Origin of the sequence: Aminobacterium colombiense DSM 12261 (assembly GCF_000025885.1) — a bacterium.
Lineage (GTDB): Bacteria > Synergistota > Synergistia > Synergistales > Aminobacteriaceae > Aminobacterium > Aminobacterium colombiense.
The window spans coordinates 820,169-842,940 of record NC_014011.1; the positions used below are offsets into that span (position 1 = coordinate 820,169).

The following is a 22,772-nucleotide window of genomic DNA, read 5'->3' on the forward strand; positions in this document are numbered from 1 at the left end:
TTTCGCACTTAGACCTGTAGAATACCGAGTCGTTGGGTGGTTAGTTCAGGGGGAGAACGCTTCCTTGACGCGGAAGAGGTCAGAGGTTCAATTCCTCTACCACCCACCATTGAGAATACAAGGGTCCCGGCATAATGCCGGGACCCTTTTTTGTCCAGACTCCACATGTACTCATATCGGTTTGCCGTGGCAACACTTAGAAAGTATTAAAGAAGCTATAGACTTTGTACATTACCTTGTATTTTTTCAAAGGACACCTGACCCTATCTTTAAGTGTCTCTACATCGTAAGAATATATCCATCCGGTAATCACAGCGGTAATAGGTGAAATCAAAACTAAGCCTATACTCCAGCCATAGTTCTCAGTATTTTTGCCGCAATCATTCTATAATTTATAACCCGTACAAAAACTGTATTCTGTCTTGCAAACAACATAAGCAACGTTAAATATCCACCAAAGTAGGCCAGCAAAAGAGTAGTCGTCATAGTTCCGATAACAGCACGCGAGAGAGATCTTTCAGAGGCCGTCTGCTCCTTTTTTCTGGTAGGTGCTATTACTTACGTACTTCCAAAGAAATACTGTAAAAGATTCAGGAGCGCCAACATGATACAGAGGCTCAACGAGGAGATCCGTTTAAGGGGAAAAGCTGTTCGGCGATGTATCCGAACATGAAGGAATACAGGGAGGCCATTCCGCTCCTGTAGAAAGCTCAGCGAAACAGTTTTCAAGCTACAGGCAAAGATAACCCGATGATTCTGGTCGTATGAACCCATATTTAACCGGAAACAAATTTACAGCAGTATTAAGACTTGACTCTTGAGTCGTTGATCAATGCTGTTAAATTTGACAAAAAAATAAATTATAGTAGTCTTACTTTAGAATCTTGATTTACTCGCAATATTAAATATTTCGACTCGAATGATGTGTTTCTATCCCTGCCTCACATCATGATGGAGTTGTTGGCGAAAATTGTATAGAGCCGTTGATGCGACTCCGTAATAATACAAGTAAAGAGACCCCCTTGCGAAAAGAGTGATTTCCAATTGCTCAAATAGAGAGTAGGTTATACTTAACGATTTGCTAACTATCACATAAACGTGGCGTGTCACGCTGACGATGATTAATTTCGTCACCGTTATGCTTGTTGATGCGCCAATAAAGGAAGGTATTGGCATGATAAGATATATTTTAAAAAGATTCATATTTGTTATCCCCGTTTTACTCGGAGCTACATTCCTTGTGTTTGCTATTATGAATTTCACACCTGGTGATCCGGCAAGAATAATTGCGGGAAATGACGCTACGGAAATTGATCTTCAAAATATTAGAGAAAAAATGGGCCTTAATGACCCTTTTTTGGTTAGGTATGGCAGATTCATTGTTAATGCGATTCGAGGGGATCTCGGCACATCATATAGAAATAATTTGGAAATCTCCTCTCAAATAATTATAAGGTTGAAAAACACCATGATACTAGCAGCCTCAGCAGTTTTTATAGCTATAATAATAGGAATACCGGTGGGGATCATCTCAGCAATAAAACAATATTCCACCTTTGATAATATCGTGATGGTAGTAACGTTATTTTTGGCCGCCTCCCCGGTTTTTTGGATGGGGTTAATCTTAGTTCTTGTTTTTTCGTTAATGCTCGGAATTCTTCCAGCCGCTGGGATGCAGACTGGTTTTCTTGGCATGTTGAAAAGCCTTATACTTCCGGCATTTACCCTTTCTACCAATACCTTAGCGGTAATAGCACGAACAACCCGAGCGTCAATGTTAGAAGTTGTGCGTCAAGATTATATTGATACTGCAAGAGCAAAGGGATTAAAAGAAACGGCCATAACTATCAAACACATGCTTCCGAATGCGTTAATCCCCATACTCACAATCATCGGAATTAATTTCGGTAGTTTACTCGGGGGATCGGTCGTTACGGAGTCAATTTTTGCGTGGCCTGGAGTTGGCAGATTTATTGTTGAGTCGATTAGTTTTCTGGATACACCTTCTATATTAGCTTCAGTCGTTATGTTGTCGGTTTTTTCCACGTTCATTAATTTATTTGTAGATTTACTTTATGCGTATGTCGATCCACGGATCAAATCACAATACAAAGCCAAGAGGTAATAGTAATGAATGCTAATATCACATTAACTAAACCACATCAATCCGAACGAGACAGAACTTTGCTTCAGCAGGCCTGGCGCCAGTTTAAGTACAATAAAAGGGCCATGGTTGGTTTATTTATTATCGCCACACTACTTTTGATAGTCGCCGCAGTCGTTGCAATAGATTTCTTTACTGACAACTCTATTTATAATGAGTACATTATTAAGCAAAATTTGAGAAATAAATTAGCGAAACCAAGCTTGCATCATATATTTGGATGTGATGAGTTTGGTAGGGATGTGTTTTTAAGGATCCTATGGGGCACGAAGTATTCGTTAATGCTTGGATTCAGTGCTGTAACATTATCATTTTTGATGGGTGGTCCGCTGGGGATAGTGGCTGGATTCTATGGCGGGAAAATAGATAACATTATCATGCGCATAATGGATATTTTTATGGCATGTCCGTTCATTTTACTTGCTATGGCAATTGTGGCAGCACTTGGCGCAAACACAGTTAACTTGTTAATAGCACTTGGCGTTTCGCGTATGGCCGCTTTTTCGCGTATTTCCAGAGCAGCTATTATGTCTGTTAAAGAAAAAGAATTTATTGAGGCAGCGCGGGCTGTAGGGGCTAACGATTTTACTATAATTCTGCAGTACATACTTCCTAATGCCATGGCTCCTATTCTTGTTCAGTTTACACTTCAGATTGGTACGTCCATATTACTTGTGGCGGGGTTGTCATATATAGGGTTAGGAATTCAACCGCCAACTCCCGAGTGGGGAGCCATTCTTACATCAGCTAAGGTTTATATGCGTCATGCATGGCACATCTCGGTTTTCCCTGGGCTTTTTTTAGTAATTACGGTAGTTGCTTTCAATTTATTTGGTGATGGACTACGCGATGCTTTAGACCCCAAAATGAAAAAATAAACTATCATAAGGTAAGGAATGAGCATTATGGGAAAAATACTTGAAATAAGGAACCTAAGAGTGAGTTATGAAACTGAAGATGGTACTGTTGAAGCTCTTAATGGGATTGATCTTGATTTAGATGAAGGTGTGACTTTAGGGATTGTTGGGGAAACAGGAGCAGGCAAAACAACGTTAGCTAAAAGCATTATGAGAATTATACCTACCCCTCCCGGTCATATTGAGTCAGGAACGATACTTTATAAAAATAAAGATATTTTAGGTATGACGAGTTCTGAAATCAGAAAAGTTCGTGGTGAACAAGTCTCTATGATTTTTCAAGACCCGATGACATCCTTAAACCCCATTATGATAGTGGGAGATCAAATAGCGGAAGCCATCAAAACGCACATGCATGTTTCATCAGCAAAGGCAACAAAGAAAGCATCAGAAATGATGGAGTTAGTCGGTATTGATCCAGTTCGAATGAGCGATTACCCACACCAATTTTCTGGAGGAATGAAACAGCGCGTTGTTATTGCTATGGCACTGGCATGTAATCCCAAGGTGCTTATTGCAGATGAACCTACTACCGCTTTAGACGTCACTATACAGGCTCAAGTTCTGGAAATGATGAATGAGTTAAAAAAGAAATTTAATATGGCTACGATACTCATAACTCATGATTTAGGGATAGTTGCGCAGACTTGCGAAAAAGCAGCCGTGATTTATGCTGGTGAAATAGTAGAGTACGGAACAGTTCATGAAATATTCAAAAACATGAGACATCCATATACCATAGGGTTAATGAATTCAATACCTAAGATTGGTATTGAAGAGAATCGTCTAAATCCAATTGATGGATTGATGCCTGATCCCATGAACTTACCTAAGGGATGCAACTTTTGGCCTAGATGTAAGTTGGCGACAGAAAAATGCAAGCATGAATCCCCTGCTGTGACTCATATTGACGGTGAGCATTTTGTTAGATGTTGGTATAGTTAGCGCATAGAATACTAAGGTTTCAAAGGTCCCAAGATAGACAATCACGGTTAATGAGATCGATGAAATAAAGGCTAGGATGTGGTTTTATGAGTAATGACACTCTTTTAAAAGTAGATCATCTAAAAAAACATTTTTACACTCCTTACGGAACATTGTTTGCTGTTGACGATGTCTCGTTTTCTATTAAAGAAGGCGAGACGCTTGGAGTAGTAGGAGAGTCAGGATGTGGAAAATCAACACTTGGTCGCGCGGTTTTAAGGCTTTGCGAGCCGACATCTGGAACAGTCTTCTTTGACGGAGAAGATGTATTAAAATTCAACAAAGCTAAGATGAAAAAAATGAGATCCCAAATGCAAATAATTTTTCAGGACCCCTATGCATCGTTAAATCCAAGGATGACGGTTAGTCAATCTATTGCGGCGCCATTAATTATACAAGGTGTCTATAAATCCAGTGAAAAGGATAAGATACAGAAAAAAGTTGACCAAACGATGGATTTAGTCGGTCTTGCCAAAAGATTTGCGAATTCTTACCCTCATGAATTAGATGGTGGAAGACGTCAACGGATTGGTATTGCACGTGCTTTGACTTTGAATCCTAAATTTATTGTTTGTGATGAGCCAGTGTCTGCTTTAGACGTTTCTATACAAGCTCAGATTTTAAATCTGATACAGGATCTCCAAGTCCAGTTTGGATTAACATATTTATTTATAACTCATGATCTCAGTGTTGTTAAGCATTTGTCCACAAATATCATGGTGATGTATTTGGGACAGGTAGTAGAGTTAGCTGATTCTAAGAAATTATTTAAAAATCCTGTTCATCCTTATACTAAAACTCTTTTGTCTGCTATCCCTATTCCCGATCCAGATATAAAAATGAATCGAATTGTTTGCAGGGGAGAGATTACTTCTCCTATCAATGTCCCTGACGGATGTAGATTTGCTAAACGTTGTGTTTTTGCAAAAGATGATTGTGAAGCAAAAAAGTTAAGTCTAAGAGAAGTTGAACCAGGGCATTTTGTGTCATGCCATGTGTTTGGTTAGGAGTGTTTTTGGGGACCATTAATTATGAGATGGGGGGAAAAGTTTTCTACCGTTTTTTATTACGAAATATTAGGAGGGACACCTATGAAGAAATTTGTATTTATCATTTTGGCCGTTTGTATTTTGTTTGCTCCAGCCGCTTCTGTTGATGCTAGTAGTCGTAAAATCAAAGAAGAGATTGTTTTTGCTCAGAGTGCTGATCTAACTACTATGAACCCTTGCTATGGAACTCAGGAAAGAGCGTTCTCTCTTACAAACCATATGTATGACACACTCTTAACTTATGATAGTGATATGAAAGTGCAATTTGCTTTGGCGGAAAGTTATGAGTGGTTGGACGACCTTAGACTTCAGTTTAACCTTAGAAAGAACGTAAAATTTCATAATGGGGACGTGCTTACTGCGAAAGATGTTGTGTTTACCTTTGAGCAGAGAGCTATTCGCGGGGGCGGCTTTACCACCTATATAGATGTGAACAAATTGGAAATCGTGGACGATAACACCCTTATTGTCCATTTTAGCACGCCACACCCCTCGTTTATCTATCAATTAACTGATCCTGGATGGGGTATTATGCCAAAGGATTACTTTGAGGCTCATGGAGCTGAATATTTTGCGTCACATCCAATTGGTTGTGGTCCATACAAGATGAAGGAATACGTTACGGGCGATCATTATACACTTGAGCGGTTTGATGATTATTGGGGTGGACCTGCAAAAACTAAGTATCTTACAATGAAGATAGTTCCTGAAGCAGGACAGCGGACCATTTTGCTTGAAACTGGCGGGATAGATGTGGCATATGAGATTCCCTATATCGATATTGATAAGATCAAAGATAACCCTGATTTGCAATTTTTAAGTACCCCCTCCATGAAAATAGTGATGTTTTACGTTAACACTCAATCTTCTACGCCTTTAAAAAACAAGCTTGTTCGACAGGCAATGGAGTATGCGATAGATAAACAGCTTATAGTTGACAGTCTTTTGTATGGCTATGGAAAAGTGGCATACGCTGTTGTTCCAGATGTTGCCATTGAATATAAGGAAGTAAAGGTACCCCATGTTTATAATCTTGAAAAGGCTAAAGCTTTGATGGCAGAGGCTGGTTATCCTGACGGCTTTGAAACAGAAATTTGGACAAGTGCAATTCAGGATTACTCTGAACTAAGCCAGATTGTTCAGGATCAGTTGGCAGATATTAATATAAAGGCTAAAGTGCTTGTTCAAGATGCAAATACTATTGATTCACGCCTTAATGCTGGGGACGAATACGGAATGTCATTGCATTTCTACTCCTGTAATAGTGGGCATGTTGAATTTACATTATCCAACATCCTTCCCACAGGAATGCTTCGCAACAGCTCTAGGTTTAGCAATGCAGATTATGATGAAGCTTATTATAAATGGCTTGTAACCACGGATGAGGCAGAGCGTGATGTTCTGCTCACGAGAATGTTTGAAATTCAAAACGAAGAAACTCCTGTTATTCCTATATATAATGAAATAAAAGTACTTGGCGCAACAAAAAATATTGAGGGGATACAGTTAAGCAGAATTGGCGCTCATGAATACCAGAATGCTGTTGTTTATGTAGAGTAGTAAATAATAACTATAAGCCATATTGTTTTTTAGTTTAATACAGCGGGAGCCCGTGTACAATACACGGGCTCCCGCTGTTCGAGTGGTGCCTTACCTTAATGCTTGTATGATTTTTATCATGGTTTGAAATGCCACATTCGGTTTTGCTTGTTGGTTTATCGTTCCCGTTATGTAAAGCTTCTTATCGGGGACATAAAACGCTACAGAACCAGTAGAACCGCAGTGCCCAACCATATAAGGTACAGGGTGAAATGGTGAGAGGAGACGAGACAAAGAAAACTTTTGTATTCCGATGCCATATTGAAAGGGGGAAAATATATTATTCCACTTCTCCAGTTCATTTAACCTTTCTTTTTGAAAAAAATATCCGCTAAAGAATGCTTTTAAAAACGTCATTTGGTCCTTTGCAGTGGAAATAATATCATTTTGAGTAGAGTTGAGAAAATTTGGGATGTGCATTGTTGTCGATCTATGCCGAATGGGGACAAATTTTTCTGTTTTACCATTTTCATATACATACGTTTGTGTGAGTCTTAGTTCTTGAAAGAGACGGTTTAGGACTATATTGACAGGATCTCCAGTAACGGCTTCTACAATGAGACCCAAAATTTGATGGTTTGTATCGATATATTTTGCTTTGCCTTTTTCTCCTGGAGGAAAGTGTGTTTTCATCCTTTTTATTTCTTGAATGACTTTATCTATTGGCCAGGGTTGGTCGAAACCTGCTTCTAGCTCGGTCATTGCCTTTTTCCCATTGGCTTGTCTATCGAGCAGATAACAGGGGAGCCCTGAGGTTTGGGACATGAGATGGATGATGGAAAGGTCATAAGAATAGTCCTTGCCTTTGTGAATATGTAATCTCTGAATGATCTCATCTGGAAGGTGTTTTGAAATTTTATCATGCAAGCTTAATTTGCTTCTCGTTACCAATCTTAGAATAATTGAGGATACAAAAAGCTTATTTATGCTGGCGATAAAATATCGGCTGTCTTCTTGTATATCTCCAGCAGCACTAATTGCGTCGATGCTGTTGTCATCAGATGATACATAAAAAACAGCTCCGTAAATGTATTTTTGGGTAACAACAGAACTTACAACTTGATGGAGCATTGATTTGATCTGTGTATCATCCATTTCTGTTCCCCTCTCATTTCGCAAGCCACCCCTTGTGCTCCCCAAATATTTGCTATTGTAGTGATAAGATGTGGAATAATTGTCCCCTTTGTCACCACAGCCTTGGAGAGAAAAATTACATGGTTGAGTTCGTTATATGATTCACTTGTACGCAAAAAACATACTACTCCAATTATTCACAAAAGAAAAGATCTGTCTCATGAGGCTTATAAAAATAATAGGGTTATTCATTTGGCTGCTTTTTTGTTTTATTAAAGCGAATTCTTCTGTGGCGTGGTATAAATGAATCGAAAGAGGAGGAGATCTTATATGATTAGAGGCGTAGGAGTGGATCTTTGTCGAATCTCCCGCATAGAGAGGCTCCTTCAGGATGAACACTTTTTGAAACGGGTTTTTCATGAAGAAGAGCGTGATTATGCCATGAAAAAGGCTAATCCTGCCCGCCACCTTGCGGCATCTTTCGCAGCCCGTGAAGCTTTTGCGAAAGCAGCAGGCCTTGATTTTTTTAAAGTTGTATTGCAGGGGATGTGGCTTCATAGAACCCCTGAGGGGCCCGTTCCCTGCTTTTCTGCCAACATAGAGCAGTGGATGGATGAACAGAAGTTGAAAGTCCACATCAGTCTTTCCCATGATGGCGATTATGCCATTGCCTTTATAATTGTGGAGGTGTCAAGTCATGATAGATCTCTATGATCCCACAACGATTAGAGAAGCAGATTCCATGGCCATAGGAAAGTTCAAGGTTCCAGGTATTGTACTTATGGAAAATGCGGGACTTGAAGCCTCTTTGTGTGTTCAACGTCTTTTCCCGCAAGCAGAGAGGTTCCTTATCCTTGCTGGCCCCGGTAATAATGGGGGTGATGGTTATGTTATGGCGCGACACTTTGCAATAAGAGGGCTTCTACCAATAGTCCTTTTAGCAGGGGCTCCTGAGAAAATAAAGGGCGACGCTTTGCAGAACCTTGAAATATTAAAAGAAATGAGCACCCCCATCCGTATCACGGAGGAAATGACAGTAGAAGAGATCACATCCCTAATGTCAGAAAGCCACGTTGTTATAGATTGCCTGCTAGGAACAGGCAGCAAGGGTTCTCCACAAGGAGAAATTCGACGGATCATAGAGCTCCTTGAAGGGCGAAATAATATAGTTTCTATTGATATTCCTAGCGGCATAAATGCTGAAACAGGGGAAGTCTATTCTCCCTGTGTGGCATCGGTTGCGACTATTACCATGCTTGCTATGAAGACGGGACTTGCTGCAATGCCGGCTGCTGCTAAAGCTGGTAAGATCGAAATCGTTTCCATAGGAGTTCCCCCTCACGAAGTACTGCCTTCTCTTCCTTGCGCAACTCTTTGGGAGGAAGAGGACGCAATAGCTACTCTTCCTGAAAGAAAGTTGGACCTTCATAAAGGGGGGAGAGGAACACTCCTCGTAGTGGGAGGCAGCGAGCACTATAGAGGCGCTCCGCTTTTATCTGCTCTGGGAGCTCTTAAAAGCGGCTGTGGAGTAGTCATCGTGGCCAGTACTGATGATGTTTGCCGGGAAGGGATCTCCTTTTTGCCGGAAGCTGTTTTTCACCCAATGAAACGAGAGAATCCCCAGGATCTGCTTTGCTGGTCGGAACGCGGTACGGCTGCTGTTGTCGGACCTGGTCTTGGAAGGGACAGTCATGGTGCCTCCCTGTTTGAATGTATATGGAATGAATGGCGCCATCCTCTATTGGTTGATGGCGATGGCATCTTTTGGCTTAATGAATTAAAAAGCTATTTAAAAAAACGCAATGATGTTATCATAACCCCTCACGAAGGAGAGGCAGCCAGATTGCTTGGCTTAACGGCGAAGGATGTGGCATCCTCGCGCCTTTACGCAGCAAAGGAGCTGGCTCGGCAATGGGGTTGCGTTGTTTTGAAAGGGCATGGAACTGTAATTGATACTATAAGCAGAACAGTAATAATTCGTGAGGGTGGACCAGAGCTGTCTGTCCCAGGGTCAGGAGATATCCTTTCTGGTGTGATAGGGACATTTTTAGCTCAACAAATTTCTTTATTAGACAGTGCGTCTCTTGGTGTATGGATCCATGGCAAGGCAGGACAATTTCTTGCTGAGAGAAAAGGGATAGATGGTATACTAGCGCGGGAAATAGCCATGGGAATTCCTTCAGTGCTTTGTTCTTTAAGAGAGAAGGAGAAGACGAAACATTGATTAATAAAAAGGAAGAAAAAGCGGACAGTATGGAAATTACCTCATTTTCGCCAGAACAGACGAGGCTCATCGGTGAATGTATGGCTCGTCATGTTTATTCAGGGTTGACTATTTTGCTCTATGGTGACCTAGGAGCAGGAAAAACAGTTCTTGTTAAAGGGCTTGGAGATGGTTTGGGGGCTCGGGGAGTTCGAAGTCCTTCCTTCACACTTATCAATGAATATGAAGGGCGTTTGCCCCTTGCCCATGTAGATTTGTACCGCCTCGAGAGGGGAGATGAATACGAGCTTGGTCTCTGTGAATACGCAGATGACGGCTTTGTATTGGTTATTGAATGGCCTGATCGCCTTGCGGAACAGCCAACTAAAGACCTATGGAAACTTTACTTTTGTAGAGACAGCGAAACGGTACGTCGCATTTCTTTTAAAGCTGAAGGCGAAAAAGCTGTAAAAACGATGGAACTTTTACTTAAAGATATTGGGGAGATAGGCCAATGAATTATGTTGTTTTAGGTGTTGACTGCTGTACTCGATGGACAAACATAGGTGTTTCTATCAATGGCAAAGTAGCAGCAGAGATGAATATGAACATAGGAAGAAATCAAGGGAGCAAGTTGCCCATTCTTGTTGAAACGCTCATTTCTTCTTTGGGGATAGAGATTTCAGATATTTCCGCAGTCGCTATGACCATTGGGCCAGGCTACTTTACAGGAATTAGAGTAGGGTTGGCTTATGGCTGTGGTCTCGCAAAAGGATTGGGAGTGCCAGTTATTCCTATTTCAACACTTGAAGCCATGGGATATCCTGCTTCGAAGCTTGGACTTACTACAATTCCTTTGATTTGGGCAGGACGTGGGGGAGTGTATGGCGGTGCCTACAGAATGGAAGATAATGTTTTTGAAGAAGTCTGGAGCCCCGCTTTTTTTACGGCAGAAGAAATCATAGTAAAATCTCGTGGATTGCAAAACAAAAAAACCTTATGCAGCATTTGTGATGATTTGGAGAGAGTGTCCGCTCTTTTTTCTGAAGGAGGAAGAACAAGCCCATTTCCTTTAGTGCAAGGAACAGTTTCGGGGGGAACTTTGGCATTGTTAGGGCATAAGTGGAAAGAGAGGGCTAAGAAACCAGACAAAATACGTCCCCTTTACCTTCGGGAGCCAGATTTTGGAACGTTTAAATTAAAAAATAGAGCGGTTTTTAATATACAAACCGCTCTATAATGCTAATAATATTTATCTTTTTTATTTCTTATAAAAACAAAAAGAAAAAAGATAAATATCAATAAGAGCTTGAATAAAAAAACCGAAAACTATATGCTTGATCTGTTCGATTTTTTAAAATCAAAAAATCTATTATTATGAATCCTTATCTCTTTGGGAGGTGTAGGTTTTGCCCAAAAAACATGAAGTAATTATTAATAGGGCTTGGTGCAAAGGTTGTGGATTATGCATCGAAATATGTCCTAAAAAAGTCTTAGGTTTTGACGATCAGCGTAAAGCTCAAGTCGAAAGAATCGAAGATTGTATTGGTTGCAGACAGTGTGAAAATATTTGTCCGGATTTTGCAGTGACGGTAAAGGAGGGAAAAGAGGATGCCTGAGGTTCGTTTTTGGCAGGGGAATGAAGCGTTAGCTTATGGCGCGCTAGCGGCCGGTTGTCGCTTTTTTGCTGGGTATCCAATTACACCTTCATCAGAAATAGCGGAAATTATGGCGAGTGAGCTACCACGTCTTAATGGTCGTTTTATTCAGATGGAAGATGAAATTGCAGGTGTAGCGGCTGTTATTGGAGCCTCTATCGCAGGCAAGAAAACGTTGACGGCAACATCAGGGCCAGGTTTTTCTTTAAAACAAGAGAATTTGGGGCTTGCATATATGGCAGAAATTCCCATTGTGGTAGTTGATGTAATGCGAGGTGGCCCTTCTACTGGCGTTCCTACGAAGATAAGCCAGCAAGATGTTATGCAAGCACGTTGGGGAACTCATGGAGACCACGCTACCATTTGTTATTCTCCATCTTCTGTGCAAGAGTGTTTTGAGCTGGCTATCAGAGCCTTTAACGCTGCTGAACGCTTTAGACAGCCTGTCCTTATTATGAGCGATGAAGTCTTAGGGCATATGCGGGAGAAAATAGTTCTCCCGGAGCCAGGGTCTTATCCTGTGGTAAACAGAAAGCGCCCTGTGGATGTTCCTGAGAAGTTTGTACCCTATCGCCCAGACCCTCAAGACGATTTGCCCTGCATGGCTTCCTTTGGGGATGGCTATACCTGGCATGTGACAGGTTTAACCCATAACGACTGGGGGTTCCCTACAAATAATTCAGAAGAAATAGAAAGAAAAATGCTTCGTCTTATGAGAAAAGTGGATCGTTTCAGAGATGACATCGTAGAGTATGAGACCGAAAATGTGGATGACGCCGATGTTATAGTGCTTTCCTTCGGAAGCGTTGCACGATCGAGTTTGCGCGCGGTAAGAGAGGCCCGCAGCAGAGGGCTCCGTGCTGGCTACTTTAGACCTATTACCCTTTGGCCTTTCCCTGATAAGGAGATAGAGCGCCTTGCCCGTAAAACAAGAACCATCATTGTTCCTGAGCTTAACTGCGGACAAATGGTTCTGGAAGTGGAGCGGGCAGTGCACGGGAAAGCCAAGGTGGTTCCTCTAAATCTAGTGAACGGAGAACTTTTCCACCCTGAAGACATCCTTTCCGCTATTGAGGAGGTGGCGTAGATGCCGAGTCAAGACGTTATGAGCTGGCTGAGGACGCGTTTCTTCCCCCACATCTGGTGTCCAGGATGCGGACACGGGATTATTATGCATGCCTTGCTTCGTGCTCTCGTAGAGTTAGATAAGAAAAAAAGCCAGACAGTGATTGCGTCAGGAATAGGTTGTTCAAGTCGTATGCCAGGCTATATAGATGCTTGTACAGTGCATACTACCCATGGCCGTTCTCTTGCTTTTGCCACAGGAATTAAATTAGCGAATCCTTCCCTTACTGTTGTTGACGTTATGGGAGATGGTGATTGCTCGGCCATAGGAGGGAACCACTTTATTCATGCGTGTAGACGCAACATCGATATTACAGCCATTGTAATGAATAACAATATCTATGGAATGACAGGAGGACAAGCTTCTCCTACCACTCCCCAGGGGGCTTTGGCAACTACAACTCCATACGGGGCAATAGACCCGGCCTTTGATATTTGTCGGCTGGCAGAAGGCGCCGGTGCCTCTTATGTAGCAAGGGCAACTATTGCCAACCCGAAAATGGCTGAACAATATATTGCAAATGGCATAAAGAAAAAAGGGTTTGCTGTTATTGAGATCGTTTCGAGCTGCCATACTCAATTTGGACGAAGAAACAAACGGCGTACCCCAATCGATAACATTAATTATTTCAAGGAAAACACCGTAACTTTGGCGAGATCCAAAAACATGTCTTCTGAGGAACTCGCAGGGAAAATAGTAGTGGGAGAATTTGTTAATAAAGACATTCCCGAATATACAGAGCAGTATCTCTCTCTCATAGAAAGAGTAAGGGGGAAGGATCATGAGTAGGTATGAGATCCGTTTTGCCGGTTCAGGCGGGCAGGGGATAATTCTTGCTGCTGTTATTGCAGGAGAAGCTGCGGCCCTGTATGAGGAGAACCTCTATGTAGTGCAGACACAGTCTTATGGTCCTGAAGCTAGAGGCGGCAAATCCAAGGCCGAGGTTGTTATTTCTACAGTACCTATAGATTATCCAAAAGTAACAAGACCAAATCTGCAGGTGATCTTGACCCAGCAGGCTTGTGAAGAGTTTTCAGCCGATACACTTCCTGGCGGAAGAATAATTTTTGATGACAGCTTTGTCACAGATTTTCCACAGGTAGATGCCTATATATATCAGTTGCCAATTTCTAGAATTGCCCGGGAACAGCTTGGGCGTGAGCTTGTAACGAATATGGTGGCCCTGGGGGCAGTAGCTCGAGTTCTCGAGCTTGAAAATATTGTCCGGCCTGAGTCTGTAAAGAAAGCTATATTGGAAAAAGTACCAGCAGGAACAAAAGAACTGAACGCAAAAGCTTTCGATGAAGGCTACCAGGTGTTCAAAAAAAGCTTACATTTGTAATCAACACACCCCTCGATAGAAGCAGGACTGCGCGGGTTTTCCGGGCAGAATGACCAGCTGGTGAAATAATATCAGCTGGTCTTTTTCATTTTTGATGTATTATATATAGAATTACGACCAATGTTAGGAGTGTATGCGATGCAGATGCTTGTTATAGTACTTAATAAGGTAGACAAGGTTGAAAGTCTTTTTAAGGAGTTTATTAACATAGGTGTTCGAGGGGCTACCATTATTGACAGTAAGGGGATGGCACGTGTTCTTCATGAGGATATCGATAAAATTCCTCTTTTTGGTTCCATTAAGATGCTGATTAACGATCAGTATCCCTACAATAAAACCATTTTTGTTGTTTTAGAGGATGAACAAGTCCAACCGGCCATAGATGCCGTTAAAAGAGTAGTAGAAGATCTTTCTAAGCCTGATGTTGGAATACTATTTACCATACCTGTTAATTGCGTTGAGGGCCTTGCTTCCAACCATCGTAACTAATCATCCACTCTGTTTTTCTTTTCTTTACGAGGTCACAAAATATAATTTAAGGAGAGTCTTTTTCTGTGCATGTTTTGTATTATTTCGCCCTTGTTCTTCTTGCTGGAATTTTTATGGCTAAAGTTACAAGGAAGCTGAGACTTCCAAATGTGACAGGGTATATTTTGGCAGGAATTGTTATAGGACCTTCTCTTGGAAAGTTGATTCCCAAAGAAGTGGTGTCATCTTTTTTTATTGTTTCAGAAGTAGCTTTAGGTTTTATTGCCTATAGTATAGGCAGTGAGTTTAACTTGAAGCATATTCGAAAAATCGGGTTGTCAGTTGTATGGATTACTCTCATGGAATCCTTATGTGCGGTTTTTGCTGTGACGTTAGCCATGATATTTGTTTTCCACCAGCCCCTTCATTTCAGTCTTGTTCTTGGATCCATAGCGGCAGCTACGGCTCCTGCTGCCACCATTCTTGTCATAAGGCAATACAAGGCCAAAGGGGTATTAGTAGATACTCTTCTGCCCGTAGTTGCTATGGATGATGCAGTTGCCATTCTTGCTTTTGGTGTTGCGGTGGCTTTCGCAGAATCCCTTGTTTCCAATAATTCTGCTATTCCCATGGCATCTGTTGTTTTGAGAGTCTTCAACGAAGTTTTTTTCTCATTGCTTCTTGGTCTGGTTCTGGGACTCTTCCTTTCGTTTATGTCGGGGCGCGTTAAGGGGGAGGATGCACTTCTTTCTCTGACGATAGGCTGTATTTTTTTAGGCATAGGTCTTGCGTCGAAATTCGGACTTTCGTCTCTCTTCGTAGCGATGATGATTGGGGCTGTAGTTTCAAATCTGGTTTATTCTTGTGACAGAGTCCTCTCTGTAGTAGATCGTTTCACGCCTCCAATTTTTCTTGCTTTTTTTACTATCTCAGGTGCGGATTTGCAGCTGGGAATGTTGCCTAAAGTGGGTCTCATAGGGGTTGGATATGTTGTTTTTCGTGTAATAGGGAAAATTTTAGGAGCATATGCTGGAGCTCGAATGACCAATTCGCCTCCAACTGTACAAAAATATCTTGGGCTGACCCTTGTGCCTCAGGCTGGTGTTGCTATAGGCCTCTCTCTTTTAGCAGAACAAACCCTCCCTGGTATGGGGGTTGCATTGCGTAATATTATACTTGGGTCAACTGTAATATATGAGCTTTTCGGTCCTGTAATCGCTAAGCAGGCCTTAGTAATGGCAGGGGAGATAAAAGAGTCCTAATAAATACGTAGGGGAATTTAATAATGAGGCAGAGCCAGTGCCCATGTTAAGAAAAAGGAGTTTGGGAAGGATGCAAAAGTGTTGAATCAGTTTCATCCCTGCGGGCATGATGAAATAATTAACCTTAAAATTGAAACCATTAGCAGTGACGGGAGCGGCATCGCTCGACGCCCCAAAGATGGTCTTGTTTACTTTGTTCCAGGAGCCCTGCCGGAAGAAGAGATCAGGGTCAGAGTAACAAAAAAGAAGAGGGATTACGCTATTGGTGAGATACAGGAAATAATAGCGCCCCATCCTCAGCGGGTTACGCCGTTATGTTCCTGGTATGGACAATGTGGCGGTTGTCAGCTTCAGCACTGTTCTTATGATAAACAACTTGAAATCAAAAGAACAATTGTAGAAGAAGCTTTTTCTCGCGTGGCTCATATTCCCGTCAGAAATATTTTGGCACCTTGCATTGCAAGTCCAAAAGAATGGGGATACCGAAACAAGGCATCCTTCCCCGTGCGAAACAACGCAGGCAAGACTGATATAGGTTTTTTTAGAAGGCGCAGCCATTCTATTATTCCTATAGACACGTGCCCCGTTCTGGAACCAGCTCTTAATCATATGTTGAGTTACTTTATAGATTCTTTAGAGTGCATAAATCTGCCCCCATACGATGAAAAAAAACATTCGGGTCTGTTGCGTCACGTTATTTTCAGGTGTGGCAGTTTTTCCAAAGAATTATTAGCATGCCTTGTCGTACGCAAAAGCCTTTCTTCTTCAGAAATGAAAAGAGTAGAGCAACAGTGGCAAAGCTTTCAGTTTCCAGAGTTTTCCTTTGTAGGAATTTTAGAAAACAAGAATATCTCTCCTGGAAACACAATACTGGGGCAGAATTCGAGGAGCGTTCAGGGACGCGAGTGGCTGAGAGAGTTTCTTAATTCTAAAGAGTTTCATTTTGATGGTACGGCATTTTTTCAGGTTAACAGTTATCAGGCAGCGCGGCTTTTTACATATAGTGCCAACTGCTTTTCGGATAAAGGGCAGGGAAGGGCTCTTGAATTGTATTCTGGAGTAGGGGCATTATCTCTTTTTCTGGCCTCAAAATTTGATAATTTAGTGACAGTTGAGGATTGGCCGAGTGCTGTAGAAGCTATGAGGAAAAATCTGGAGCTTAACGATTTTCATAACGTATCTCCTCATACTGGCAGGGCTGAAGATGTTATTTTTCATTTAGACGGGCCATTTAATTCTGTGATTCTGGACCCTCCACGCAGTGGCTGCAACCGACAGGTCATTCAACGCATTTTAGAGTGGAAACCGCAACAAATACTTTACGTTGCATGTAATCCAGCTACTTTAGCCAGGGATATTGCGTTGCTTTATGAAGGGGGATACCGTTTGGAGAAACTCCAGCCTTTCGACATGTTTCCCCAGACTGTCCACGTCGAGTGCGTAGCGTTGCTGGAACATGTTGATAAGAAGTAAAACAAAAAAGCCTTGGAAAATAGGGATTTCAGAGTAATAGCCACCCGCGGGAGCGATGCTTTAGGGTGGCTTTTTGCTGTTCGCCGGCCGTCATAAAATCTAAGCAACTTGCCCTGGTGGCTGTTATGTTATTGATGAAGTGTTTTCCCATTTTGGGGGATAGATGAAGATAAAAGTTATGGAATTACGGCATATTCTTAATTATTCGAGAAAGGGTCAGTTTCGTCTTTCTTTTAAGGTTAATACGACACGAATCATTTTAATTGGTATCATATCATAGTGGACTCATTAGCATAACGAGGTATTGCAAAAAGGGGATTACGCGTTTATAATGTCTCATCGATGGTGCGGACATAGCTCAGCTGGTAGAGCATTAGCTTCCCAAGCTAAGGGTCGCGGGTTCGAATCCCGTTGTCCGCTCCAGCTTATTTCAAAGAGAATCCCCCCAACAAACAATCCAGATAAATATAGAACGTAACCATCAGTGCTATTATTTGATGCTATTATGCCTTAAATAAATTTGATAATTTGCTAAGTTTGACACAAATTTTTATGAGTATTACAATAACTCCGGCTTTGTACCCGATTATAGCCTACGCTGATGAATACTTTCTTGTAGTGGGGAAGGGGGGTGGATGGCATGGCAACTAACTTGGCCGATGAAATCAAAAAGGCAGAATCAGATGCGAAACAGATAGTCAAAGATGCAAAGAATGAAGCGGCACGTTTGATAAGTGAAGCCAAAAATGAAGCAGAAGTTCGAATCAAAGAAACTAGACAACAGGCCTTCCGAAAATATCGTGACAATTTGCAGAAAGTCGAAGAGGAGGCTGAAGCTAGGGCGGGGGAAATAGTCCGAAAGGGAAAAGAAGGTGCTAAAGCATTTACAAATAGCCATCAGGGGCGTGTTAATAAGACCGCTGCCTGGATTGCGGAAGAGGTGATGGCTAGATATGGCCGTGGCTAGAATTAACAAACTCGAATTTTATATTCACAACTCAGTAATAGAGGATGTGCTGGCCATCCTTCAGAAAGCAGGTTCCTGCGAAATTATTTCTCGGCAGGATATGGATGATTCAGAGGATCATTCACCGTCTCGTCTACAACATATCGATAGTTTACTCAGCGAAATACGATTTCTTCTGCGTTTTTTAGAACCATATTTCAATGATAGCGTTAGCCCTATGGCACGAGCCTTGGGTGAACGGCCGAACTATTCTGTACAAGATTTGGAAGACCTTTCAGAGCAGACAGAAATAAAGAATTTTGCGGAAGAAATGCGTACACGTGAACGTAGGCTTGTAGAAATTCACTCAGAGATTACACAAATTGAGGGGGCAAAATCTATTCTTTCCCACCTTACCGAGTTGCCCTATGATTTGGATCTTTTATCTAACGGGACACAGACGGTTAAGGGTGTTGTTGGGACTATGCCTGTTGACAATGTGGCCAGCTGCAAACAGGCAATTGCAGATGTTCTTCGTGAAAATGGGGAGTGTTTTACCGCTTCTTTTGGGGAAAAAGACAAAGAGGCGTGGGTGGCAATTTTCTATCGAAGGGATCTGGAGCAGAAAGCTCTGGATATGTGTTCAAAGTTTAGTCTTTCACGCGTCGATATCCCAGGCCATCTAACTCTTAGTGTTGGGGAAGAACTTGTGAATTTTGATGCCCGGCGCGAAGCTTTAGAGCAGGAAGAAGACAAAATCCTGGGAGAAGTTTCAAAAGTTGCGGAAGAATGGGTTCCTACAGTAAGAGCTTTAAGCGATTACTGGAACATTCTAAAATCTCGTTATGAAGCACTAGGAAGCAGCAAGTTCACAGAAAAGACAGTAATCCTTAAGGCATGGGCACCTGCAGATTCTGTTAAAAAATTAAAAGCAGAGCTTGCCCCGTACGAATCTGTCCTCGAGATGGTAGTTTCAGATCCTGCCCCAGAGGATGAACCCCCAACGCTTTTAGTCAATAAGGGATGGAATCTTCCTTTTGAGACCCTTACCAAACTTTATGGAGTTCCTCAATATGGCGAACTTGACCCTACAGCATTTCTTGCCCCCTTCTTTTTTGTTTTCTTTGGCATGTGCCTGGGGGATGGAGGCTATGGGCTGGTTATGCTTGGCTTTTTCGTTTTCTTTTTGAAGAAGTTCAAGCGGATGCCTCAAGGTACTAAGCAATTTTTTAATTTATTTGTTCTATCAGGAGTTGCGACAGTCATAGTGGGAGCTTTGACAGGGAGCTGGTTTGGTGATCTGATCGATGTCTTTGGGGTATTTAAGTTTTTGCGTCCTCTCAAAAATATCCCAGTGTTGATCAATCCCATGGACGACCCGATGTCTATTTTGTTCGTTTCTCTTGCATTGGGCGTAGTTCAGCTATTCTTCGGTCTTTTCATATCCTTTTTTGACTGTCTTCGCAAAAAGGATTACATGGGAGCATTTGCTGACCAGGGCGGTTGGATTGTTTTCCTTGTTGGTCTCTTGCTTGTAGGCGGGGGCGTGAGCGGGAATTTATCCAGCAGTGTGGGCAGTATGGGTAAAACGCTAGCTCTATTTGGAGCGGCAGTGCTTGTGCTTACTCAAGGAAGGGCAAAAACGGGCATAGCGCAAAAGGCCATTTCTGGTGTACTCAGCCTATACAATGTGACATCGTATCTTGGGGATGTGCTGAGCTATAGCCGACTGCTTGCTCTTGGCCTTGCCTCCGCAGCTATAGCTTCCATAATCAATATGTTGGCAGGTCTCGCTGGAGGGATTCCTTTTGTAGGGTGGATTATAGCCCTTGTCCTTATTTTAGGGGGGCACTTGTTTAGCGTTGCAGTTAATGTGCTAGGCGCGTTTGTTCACTCTTTACGTCTCCAGTACGTTGAGTTTTTCAGTAAATTCTACTCTGGTGGCGGGAGAAGTTTTATGCCGCTAACGTATAAAACTCATTTTGTTTCTATTTCAGAAACAAAAAAATCTTAATAGCATATAAAGCTCATAGAATGAGGGGAGTGTTTGTAAGTATGAATCTTCTCGGAATTATGTTGTCAGTTTTTGGTGCGGCTCTAGCCGCAGGTTTTGCAGGGGCAGGATCAGCAATAGGCGTTGGCATTGCAGGTGAGGCAGGTGCTGGTGTAATGACTGAGGATCCAGGTAAGTTTGGTCTGGTTTTGTTACTTCAGGCATTGCCAGGAACCCAGGGCATCTATGGTCTTCTTATTGCTTTTTTTGCAATCTTGAAAATAGGCCTTCTTGGCGGAGCAACTGTTGATTTAAACGTGTGGCAGGGACTTGGCATCATGTTTGCGTGTCTTCCAGTTGCGATAGGTGGATATTTTTCTGCCATTGCTCAGGGGAAGACCTCTGCGGCATGTATTCAGATGATTGCTAAAAGACCTGAAGAAACCGGTAAGGCTGTTATTCTGCCTGCCATGGTTGAAACGTATGCTGTGCTTTCTCTTCTTATGAGCATTATTCTGCTCAACGGAATTCAGATTTAACCGTTGAGTCAGAGGTGAATGGTAATGTCTTTGGCTGATATAAAGATAAAAATCGAGGCAGACGCAAAGAAAGAAGCCGAAAAAATTTTTGAGAACGCAAGACTGGAAGCAGATAAAATTCAAAAAGACGCTGATGCTGAAATCCAGAAAATCGATGCATCTTATATTGAGCGGTTTAACACAGAAAAGCCGGAAATACTCAAGCGGCGCGAAATAGTTGCTAACCTCGATGTTAAGAAAATCATGTTGGGAGCTCAGCAGGATCTTATAGCCCTTGCTTTTAACGAAGCATTGAAAACTTTAGCTTCTCTTCCTGCTGATAAGTATTTGGCCTTCTGTGAGGCTCTTCTCGAGAAAGCAGTCGAGACTGGTGATGAATTCCTTCTTGTTTCACCAAAAGAGAAAAACCTCAACGAAGAGTGGCTTAAGAGGTATAACGAAAAACATAAGACATCTCTCTCTTTAGAAAAATCAGCATCCCCTTTTTCTGGTGGTTTTATTCTCAGGAAAGGGGATATAGACACAGACTGTGTTTTTGACATGCTGATTACGTGGAGTAGAGAAGATATCGAGGCAGACGTTGCAAAACGGCTGTTCTCAGAGTAGACGGGGGGTGAGGCAGCATGGCTACAGCAGTGCGGTATGGATATACAGTTGCACGCCTGCGGGCTATGGAAAGCCGCCTTCTCGATGATAGCGTGCTGCAGAGACTCATCGATTGTGAAGACCTTGATAGCGCCATGAAGGTTCTCGGAGAAACAGTCTATGCGTCCTGGCTTGTTGAACTTAAGACAAACGCGGAATTTGATAAGGCTATAGAGTCTGAGCTGAATTATGTTTATAAAGAGGTTTCTAAATTTGCACCAGACTCTGCGTTGGTTGAGATGTGCAGGTTGCCTTATGATTTTCATAATGTGAAAGTTCTTTTAAAAAGCCAGATTCTTCAGCGCGAAAGTGGGGAACGTCGCTTTGAACTTTTAACATCTTTGGGAAACATTCCTACAGATGATCTCATTATGGCTGTGGAGTCAGAAGATTTCAGATTGCTGCCTTATAGCCTTCATAGTGTTTTCCCAAGAGCCCTCGCTCTCTGGGAACAGACTCGCAACATTCTTGAGGTAGAGTGTTACCTAGACGAGATTCTGTTCCAGGAGATGTTGAAGATGGCCCGTAAACTGGAATTCGATACTCCTCTTTTGTGGGTGCGGGGCAAAATAGACGCAGAAAATTTGCGAAATATGCTTCGCCTGAAAAGAATGGACAAAGACACTGCAACAGTTGAACCCTATCTTCACAATGGTGGCTTTGTGTCGATCGAAAGACTGTTAGCAATACTTTCTGAACCAGTGGAAGGCTGGATCAGGGTTCTTTCTTACGCTGACATTGGAAAAGTACTGTCCAATGTACAGGACGGATCAGACATGAACGCTCTTCTGGTAGAAATGGAGAAGGTTCTGGATGATTACATAACAAGAATCCTGGAGACAGCAAAGTATGGTGCTTTTGCTCCCGAAAATGTCTTAAGCTATTTATGGAGAAAAGAGATAGAAGCAAAAAATCTGAGAATTGCTCTTGTTTCTGTGGCAAATGGCATGGACATGGACCTGACGAGGAGGTTGATGCGTCGTGGCTAGAGATATGAACCAACCTATGGCAGCCATAGGCGAATACGAAACCGTTCTTCCTTTTCAGGCAGTGGGAGTCAGGCCTTTCGTTATTTCTGAAGAAGAAAGCAACACCTTTGAATCTCTTCTTCTGCGGCTGGCCAAAGAGAAGTATGCGGTTGTTTTTATACAGGAGTTTCTCTTCGTAAAATACATGTCTATGGTAGAAGAGATCAACGAGGAATACCCTGTAAGCGTGTTACCTATCCCAGGGCTTAAAGGCAGTTCTGGAGCAGGATTAGAATCTATCCGCAATAGTGTGGAACGGGCTGTTGGGATGGATATCTTTGCTGTGAAATAGACTTTTTATG

24 protein-coding genes and 2 tRNA genes are annotated in these 22,772 nt (G+C 42.2%); 24 read left to right on the plus strand and 2 right to left on the minus strand.

Features of this window, described 5'->3' with window-relative positions:
- The first annotated feature begins 34 nt into the window (after positions 1-34).
- Positions 35-109 (plus strand) — tRNA-Val (locus AMICO_RS03990).
- A gap of 233 nt (positions 110-342) precedes the next feature.
- On the opposite strand, the gene AMICO_RS10235 is transcribed toward AMICO_RS03990, so the two are convergent.
- On the minus strand, positions 343-486 hold the full coding sequence (locus AMICO_RS10235; protein WP_244392441.1) for a YibE/F family protein: 144 nt from the start codon (positions 484-486) through the stop codon (positions 343-345).
- Between the two features lie 652 nt (positions 487-1,138).
- Between AMICO_RS10235 and AMICO_RS03995 the strand changes: the two genes are divergently transcribed.
- The 5 genes from AMICO_RS03995 to AMICO_RS04015 all read left to right on the plus strand — a co-directional run bounded on the left by AMICO_RS03995 (position 1,139) and on the right by AMICO_RS04015 (position 6,674).
- The gene (locus AMICO_RS03995) at positions 1,139-2,125 is read left to right on the plus strand and encodes an ABC transporter permease (protein ID WP_244392448.1); all 987 of its coding nucleotides are present in this window, start codon (positions 1,139-1,141) and stop codon (positions 2,123-2,125) included.
- 5 nt (positions 2,126-2,130) lie between these two features.
- Positions 2,131-3,042, plus strand: coding sequence for an ABC transporter permease (locus AMICO_RS04000; RefSeq protein ID WP_013048184.1), 912 nt, complete (start codon positions 2,131-2,133; stop codon positions 3,040-3,042).
- A 27-nt stretch (positions 3,043-3,069) separates the two neighbouring features.
- Positions 3,070-4,026: an ABC transporter ATP-binding protein gene (locus AMICO_RS04005; RefSeq protein ID WP_013048185.1), complete on the plus strand. Its 957-nt coding sequence runs from the start codon at positions 3,070-3,072 to the stop codon at positions 4,024-4,026.
- 86 nt (positions 4,027-4,112) lie between these two features.
- Positions 4,113-5,072 (plus strand): ABC transporter ATP-binding protein, encoded by a 960-nt coding sequence (locus tag AMICO_RS04010; protein WP_013048186.1) that lies wholly within the window; start codon positions 4,113-4,115, stop codon positions 5,070-5,072.
- An 84-nt stretch (positions 5,073-5,156) separates the two neighbouring features.
- Positions 5,157-6,674, plus strand: coding sequence for an ABC transporter substrate-binding protein (locus AMICO_RS04015; protein ID WP_013048187.1), 1,518 nt, complete (start codon positions 5,157-5,159; stop codon positions 6,672-6,674).
- Positions 6,675-6,764: 90 nt separating this feature from the next.
- On the opposite strand, the gene AMICO_RS04020 is transcribed toward AMICO_RS04015, so the two are convergent.
- Positions 6,765-7,808, minus strand: coding sequence for a serine hydrolase domain-containing protein (locus AMICO_RS04020; protein WP_013048188.1), 1,044 nt, complete (start codon positions 7,806-7,808; stop codon positions 6,765-6,767).
- A 309-nt stretch (positions 7,809-8,117) separates the two neighbouring features.
- Here AMICO_RS04020 and AMICO_RS04025 point away from each other — a divergent pair, with 309 nt between their 5' ends.
- From AMICO_RS04025 to AMICO_RS04110, 18 genes are all read left to right on the plus strand, one after another.
- A complete protein-coding gene (locus tag AMICO_RS04025) occupies positions 8,118-8,501 on the plus strand; it encodes a holo-ACP synthase (RefSeq protein ID WP_013048189.1) in 384 nt (127 codons plus the stop codon).
- On the plus strand, positions 8,485-10,011 hold the full coding sequence (locus AMICO_RS04030) for an NAD(P)H-hydrate dehydratase (protein ID WP_013048190.1): 1,527 nt from the start codon (positions 8,485-8,487) through the stop codon (positions 10,009-10,011). Before AMICO_RS04025 ends, AMICO_RS04030 begins: the two co-directional genes overlap by 17 nt.
- Positions 10,008-10,508 (plus strand): tRNA (adenosine(37)-N6)-threonylcarbamoyltransferase complex ATPase subunit type 1 TsaE, encoded by a 501-nt coding sequence (gene tsaE / locus AMICO_RS04035; RefSeq protein ID WP_013048191.1) that lies wholly within the window; start codon positions 10,008-10,010, stop codon positions 10,506-10,508. Before AMICO_RS04030 ends, tsaE begins: the two co-directional genes overlap by 4 nt.
- Positions 10,505-11,230 (plus strand): tRNA (adenosine(37)-N6)-threonylcarbamoyltransferase complex dimerization subunit type 1 TsaB, encoded by a 726-nt coding sequence (gene tsaB, locus AMICO_RS04040; RefSeq protein WP_013048192.1) that lies wholly within the window; start codon positions 10,505-10,507, stop codon positions 11,228-11,230. The genes tsaE and tsaB overlap by 4 nt, the downstream gene beginning before the upstream one ends.
- 169 nt (positions 11,231-11,399) lie before the next feature.
- A complete protein-coding gene (locus AMICO_RS04045) occupies positions 11,400-11,609 on the plus strand; it encodes a 4Fe-4S dicluster domain-containing protein (RefSeq protein ID WP_013048193.1) in 210 nt (69 codons plus the stop codon).
- Complete coding sequence (locus AMICO_RS04050) at positions 11,602-12,735, plus strand: 2-oxoacid:acceptor oxidoreductase subunit alpha (protein ID WP_013048194.1); 1,134 nt, start codon at positions 11,602-11,604, stop codon at positions 12,733-12,735. The genes AMICO_RS04045 and AMICO_RS04050 overlap by 8 nt, the downstream gene beginning before the upstream one ends.
- A complete protein-coding gene (locus AMICO_RS04055; protein WP_013048195.1) occupies positions 12,736-13,563 on the plus strand; it encodes a 2-oxoacid:ferredoxin oxidoreductase subunit beta in 828 nt (275 codons plus the stop codon).
- Complete coding sequence (locus AMICO_RS04060; RefSeq protein WP_013048196.1) at positions 13,556-14,116, plus strand: 2-oxoacid:acceptor oxidoreductase family protein; 561 nt, start codon at positions 13,556-13,558, stop codon at positions 14,114-14,116. Before AMICO_RS04055 ends, AMICO_RS04060 begins: the two co-directional genes overlap by 8 nt.
- A 138-nt stretch (positions 14,117-14,254) precedes the next feature.
- A complete protein-coding gene (locus AMICO_RS04065; RefSeq protein WP_013048197.1) occupies positions 14,255-14,605 on the plus strand; it encodes a P-II family nitrogen regulator in 351 nt (116 codons plus the stop codon).
- A gap of 65 nt (positions 14,606-14,670) precedes the next feature.
- The gene (locus AMICO_RS04070; RefSeq protein WP_013048198.1) at positions 14,671-15,846 is read left to right on the plus strand and encodes a cation:proton antiporter; all 1,176 of its coding nucleotides are present in this window, start codon (positions 14,671-14,673) and stop codon (positions 15,844-15,846) included.
- 78 nt (positions 15,847-15,924) lie between these two features.
- The gene (gene rlmD, locus AMICO_RS04075; RefSeq protein ID WP_013048199.1) at positions 15,925-17,319 is read left to right on the plus strand and encodes a 23S rRNA (uracil(1939)-C(5))-methyltransferase RlmD; all 1,395 of its coding nucleotides are present in this window, start codon (positions 15,925-15,927) and stop codon (positions 17,317-17,319) included.
- 347 nt (positions 17,320-17,666) lie between these two features.
- Positions 17,667-17,742, plus strand: a tRNA-Gly gene (locus AMICO_RS04080).
- Positions 17,743-17,959: 217 nt separating this feature from the next.
- Complete coding sequence (locus tag AMICO_RS04085) at positions 17,960-18,286, plus strand: cell envelope integrity/translocation protein TolA (protein WP_013048200.1); 327 nt, start codon at positions 17,960-17,962, stop codon at positions 18,284-18,286.
- Positions 18,273-20,279, plus strand: a complete 2,007-nt coding sequence (locus AMICO_RS04090) for a V-type ATP synthase subunit I (protein WP_013048201.1) — start codon at positions 18,273-18,275, stop codon at positions 20,277-20,279. Before AMICO_RS04085 ends, AMICO_RS04090 begins: the two co-directional genes overlap by 14 nt.
- Before the next feature lie 41 nt (positions 20,280-20,320).
- Positions 20,321-20,797 (plus strand): V-type ATP synthase subunit K, encoded by a 477-nt coding sequence (locus AMICO_RS04095; protein ID WP_013048202.1) that lies wholly within the window; start codon positions 20,321-20,323, stop codon positions 20,795-20,797.
- A gap of 24 nt (positions 20,798-20,821) precedes the next feature.
- Entirely contained in the window at positions 20,822-21,403 is a 582-nt protein-coding gene (locus tag AMICO_RS04100; protein ID WP_013048203.1) for a V-type ATP synthase subunit E, read from the plus strand.
- Positions 21,404-21,420: 17 nt separating this feature from the next.
- The gene (locus AMICO_RS04105) at positions 21,421-22,431 is read left to right on the plus strand and encodes a V-type ATPase subunit (RefSeq protein ID WP_013048204.1); all 1,011 of its coding nucleotides are present in this window, start codon (positions 21,421-21,423) and stop codon (positions 22,429-22,431) included.
- Positions 22,424-22,762: a V-type ATP synthase subunit F gene (locus AMICO_RS04110; RefSeq protein WP_013048205.1), complete on the plus strand. Its 339-nt coding sequence runs from the start codon at positions 22,424-22,426 to the stop codon at positions 22,760-22,762. The genes AMICO_RS04105 and AMICO_RS04110 overlap by 8 nt, the downstream gene beginning before the upstream one ends.
- Positions 22,763-22,772: the final 10 nt, after the last annotated feature.

What these genes read in the sequence shown, in the direction of transcription:
- AMICO_RS10235 (WP_244392441.1), bottom strand. Translation starts at nt 486, where the DNA reads ATGACGACTACTCTTTTGCTGGCCTACTTTGGTGGATATTTAACGTTG.
- AMICO_RS03995 (WP_244392448.1), top strand. Translation starts at nt 1,139, where the DNA reads ATGCTTGTTGATGCGCCAATAAAGGAAGGTATTGGCATGATAAGATAT.
- AMICO_RS04000 (WP_013048184.1), top strand. Translation starts at nt 2,131, where the DNA reads ATGAATGCTAATATCACATTAACTAAACCACATCAATCCGAACGAGAC.
- AMICO_RS04005 (WP_013048185.1), top strand. Translation starts at nt 3,070, where the DNA reads ATGGGAAAAATACTTGAAATAAGGAACCTAAGAGTGAGTTATGAAACT.
- AMICO_RS04010 (WP_013048186.1), top strand. Translation starts at nt 4,113, where the DNA reads ATGAGTAATGACACTCTTTTAAAAGTAGATCATCTAAAAAAACATTTT.
- AMICO_RS04015 (WP_013048187.1), top strand. Translation starts at nt 5,157, where the DNA reads ATGAAGAAATTTGTATTTATCATTTTGGCCGTTTGTATTTTGTTTGCT.
- AMICO_RS04020 (WP_013048188.1), bottom strand. Translation starts at nt 7,808, where the DNA reads ATGGATGATACACAGATCAAATCAATGCTCCATCAAGTTGTAAGTTCT.
- AMICO_RS04025 (WP_013048189.1), top strand. Translation starts at nt 8,118, where the DNA reads ATGATTAGAGGCGTAGGAGTGGATCTTTGTCGAATCTCCCGCATAGAG.
- AMICO_RS04030 (WP_013048190.1), top strand. Translation starts at nt 8,485, where the DNA reads ATGATAGATCTCTATGATCCCACAACGATTAGAGAAGCAGATTCCATG.
- tsaB (WP_013048192.1), top strand. Translation starts at nt 10,505, where the DNA reads ATGAATTATGTTGTTTTAGGTGTTGACTGCTGTACTCGATGGACAAAC.
- AMICO_RS04050 (WP_013048194.1), top strand. Translation starts at nt 11,602, where the DNA reads ATGCCTGAGGTTCGTTTTTGGCAGGGGAATGAAGCGTTAGCTTATGGC.
- AMICO_RS04055 (WP_013048195.1), top strand. Translation starts at nt 12,736, where the DNA reads ATGCCGAGTCAAGACGTTATGAGCTGGCTGAGGACGCGTTTCTTCCCC.
- AMICO_RS04060 (WP_013048196.1), top strand. Translation starts at nt 13,556, where the DNA reads ATGAGTAGGTATGAGATCCGTTTTGCCGGTTCAGGCGGGCAGGGGATA.
- AMICO_RS04065 (WP_013048197.1), top strand. Translation starts at nt 14,255, where the DNA reads ATGCAGATGCTTGTTATAGTACTTAATAAGGTAGACAAGGTTGAAAGT.
- AMICO_RS04085 (WP_013048200.1), top strand. Translation starts at nt 17,960, where the DNA reads ATGGCAACTAACTTGGCCGATGAAATCAAAAAGGCAGAATCAGATGCG.
- AMICO_RS04090 (WP_013048201.1), top strand. Translation starts at nt 18,273, where the DNA reads ATGGCCGTGGCTAGAATTAACAAACTCGAATTTTATATTCACAACTCA.
- AMICO_RS04095 (WP_013048202.1), top strand. Translation starts at nt 20,321, where the DNA reads ATGAATCTTCTCGGAATTATGTTGTCAGTTTTTGGTGCGGCTCTAGCC.
- AMICO_RS04100 (WP_013048203.1), top strand. Translation starts at nt 20,822, where the DNA reads ATGTCTTTGGCTGATATAAAGATAAAAATCGAGGCAGACGCAAAGAAA.
- AMICO_RS04105 (WP_013048204.1), top strand. Translation starts at nt 21,421, where the DNA reads ATGGCTACAGCAGTGCGGTATGGATATACAGTTGCACGCCTGCGGGCT.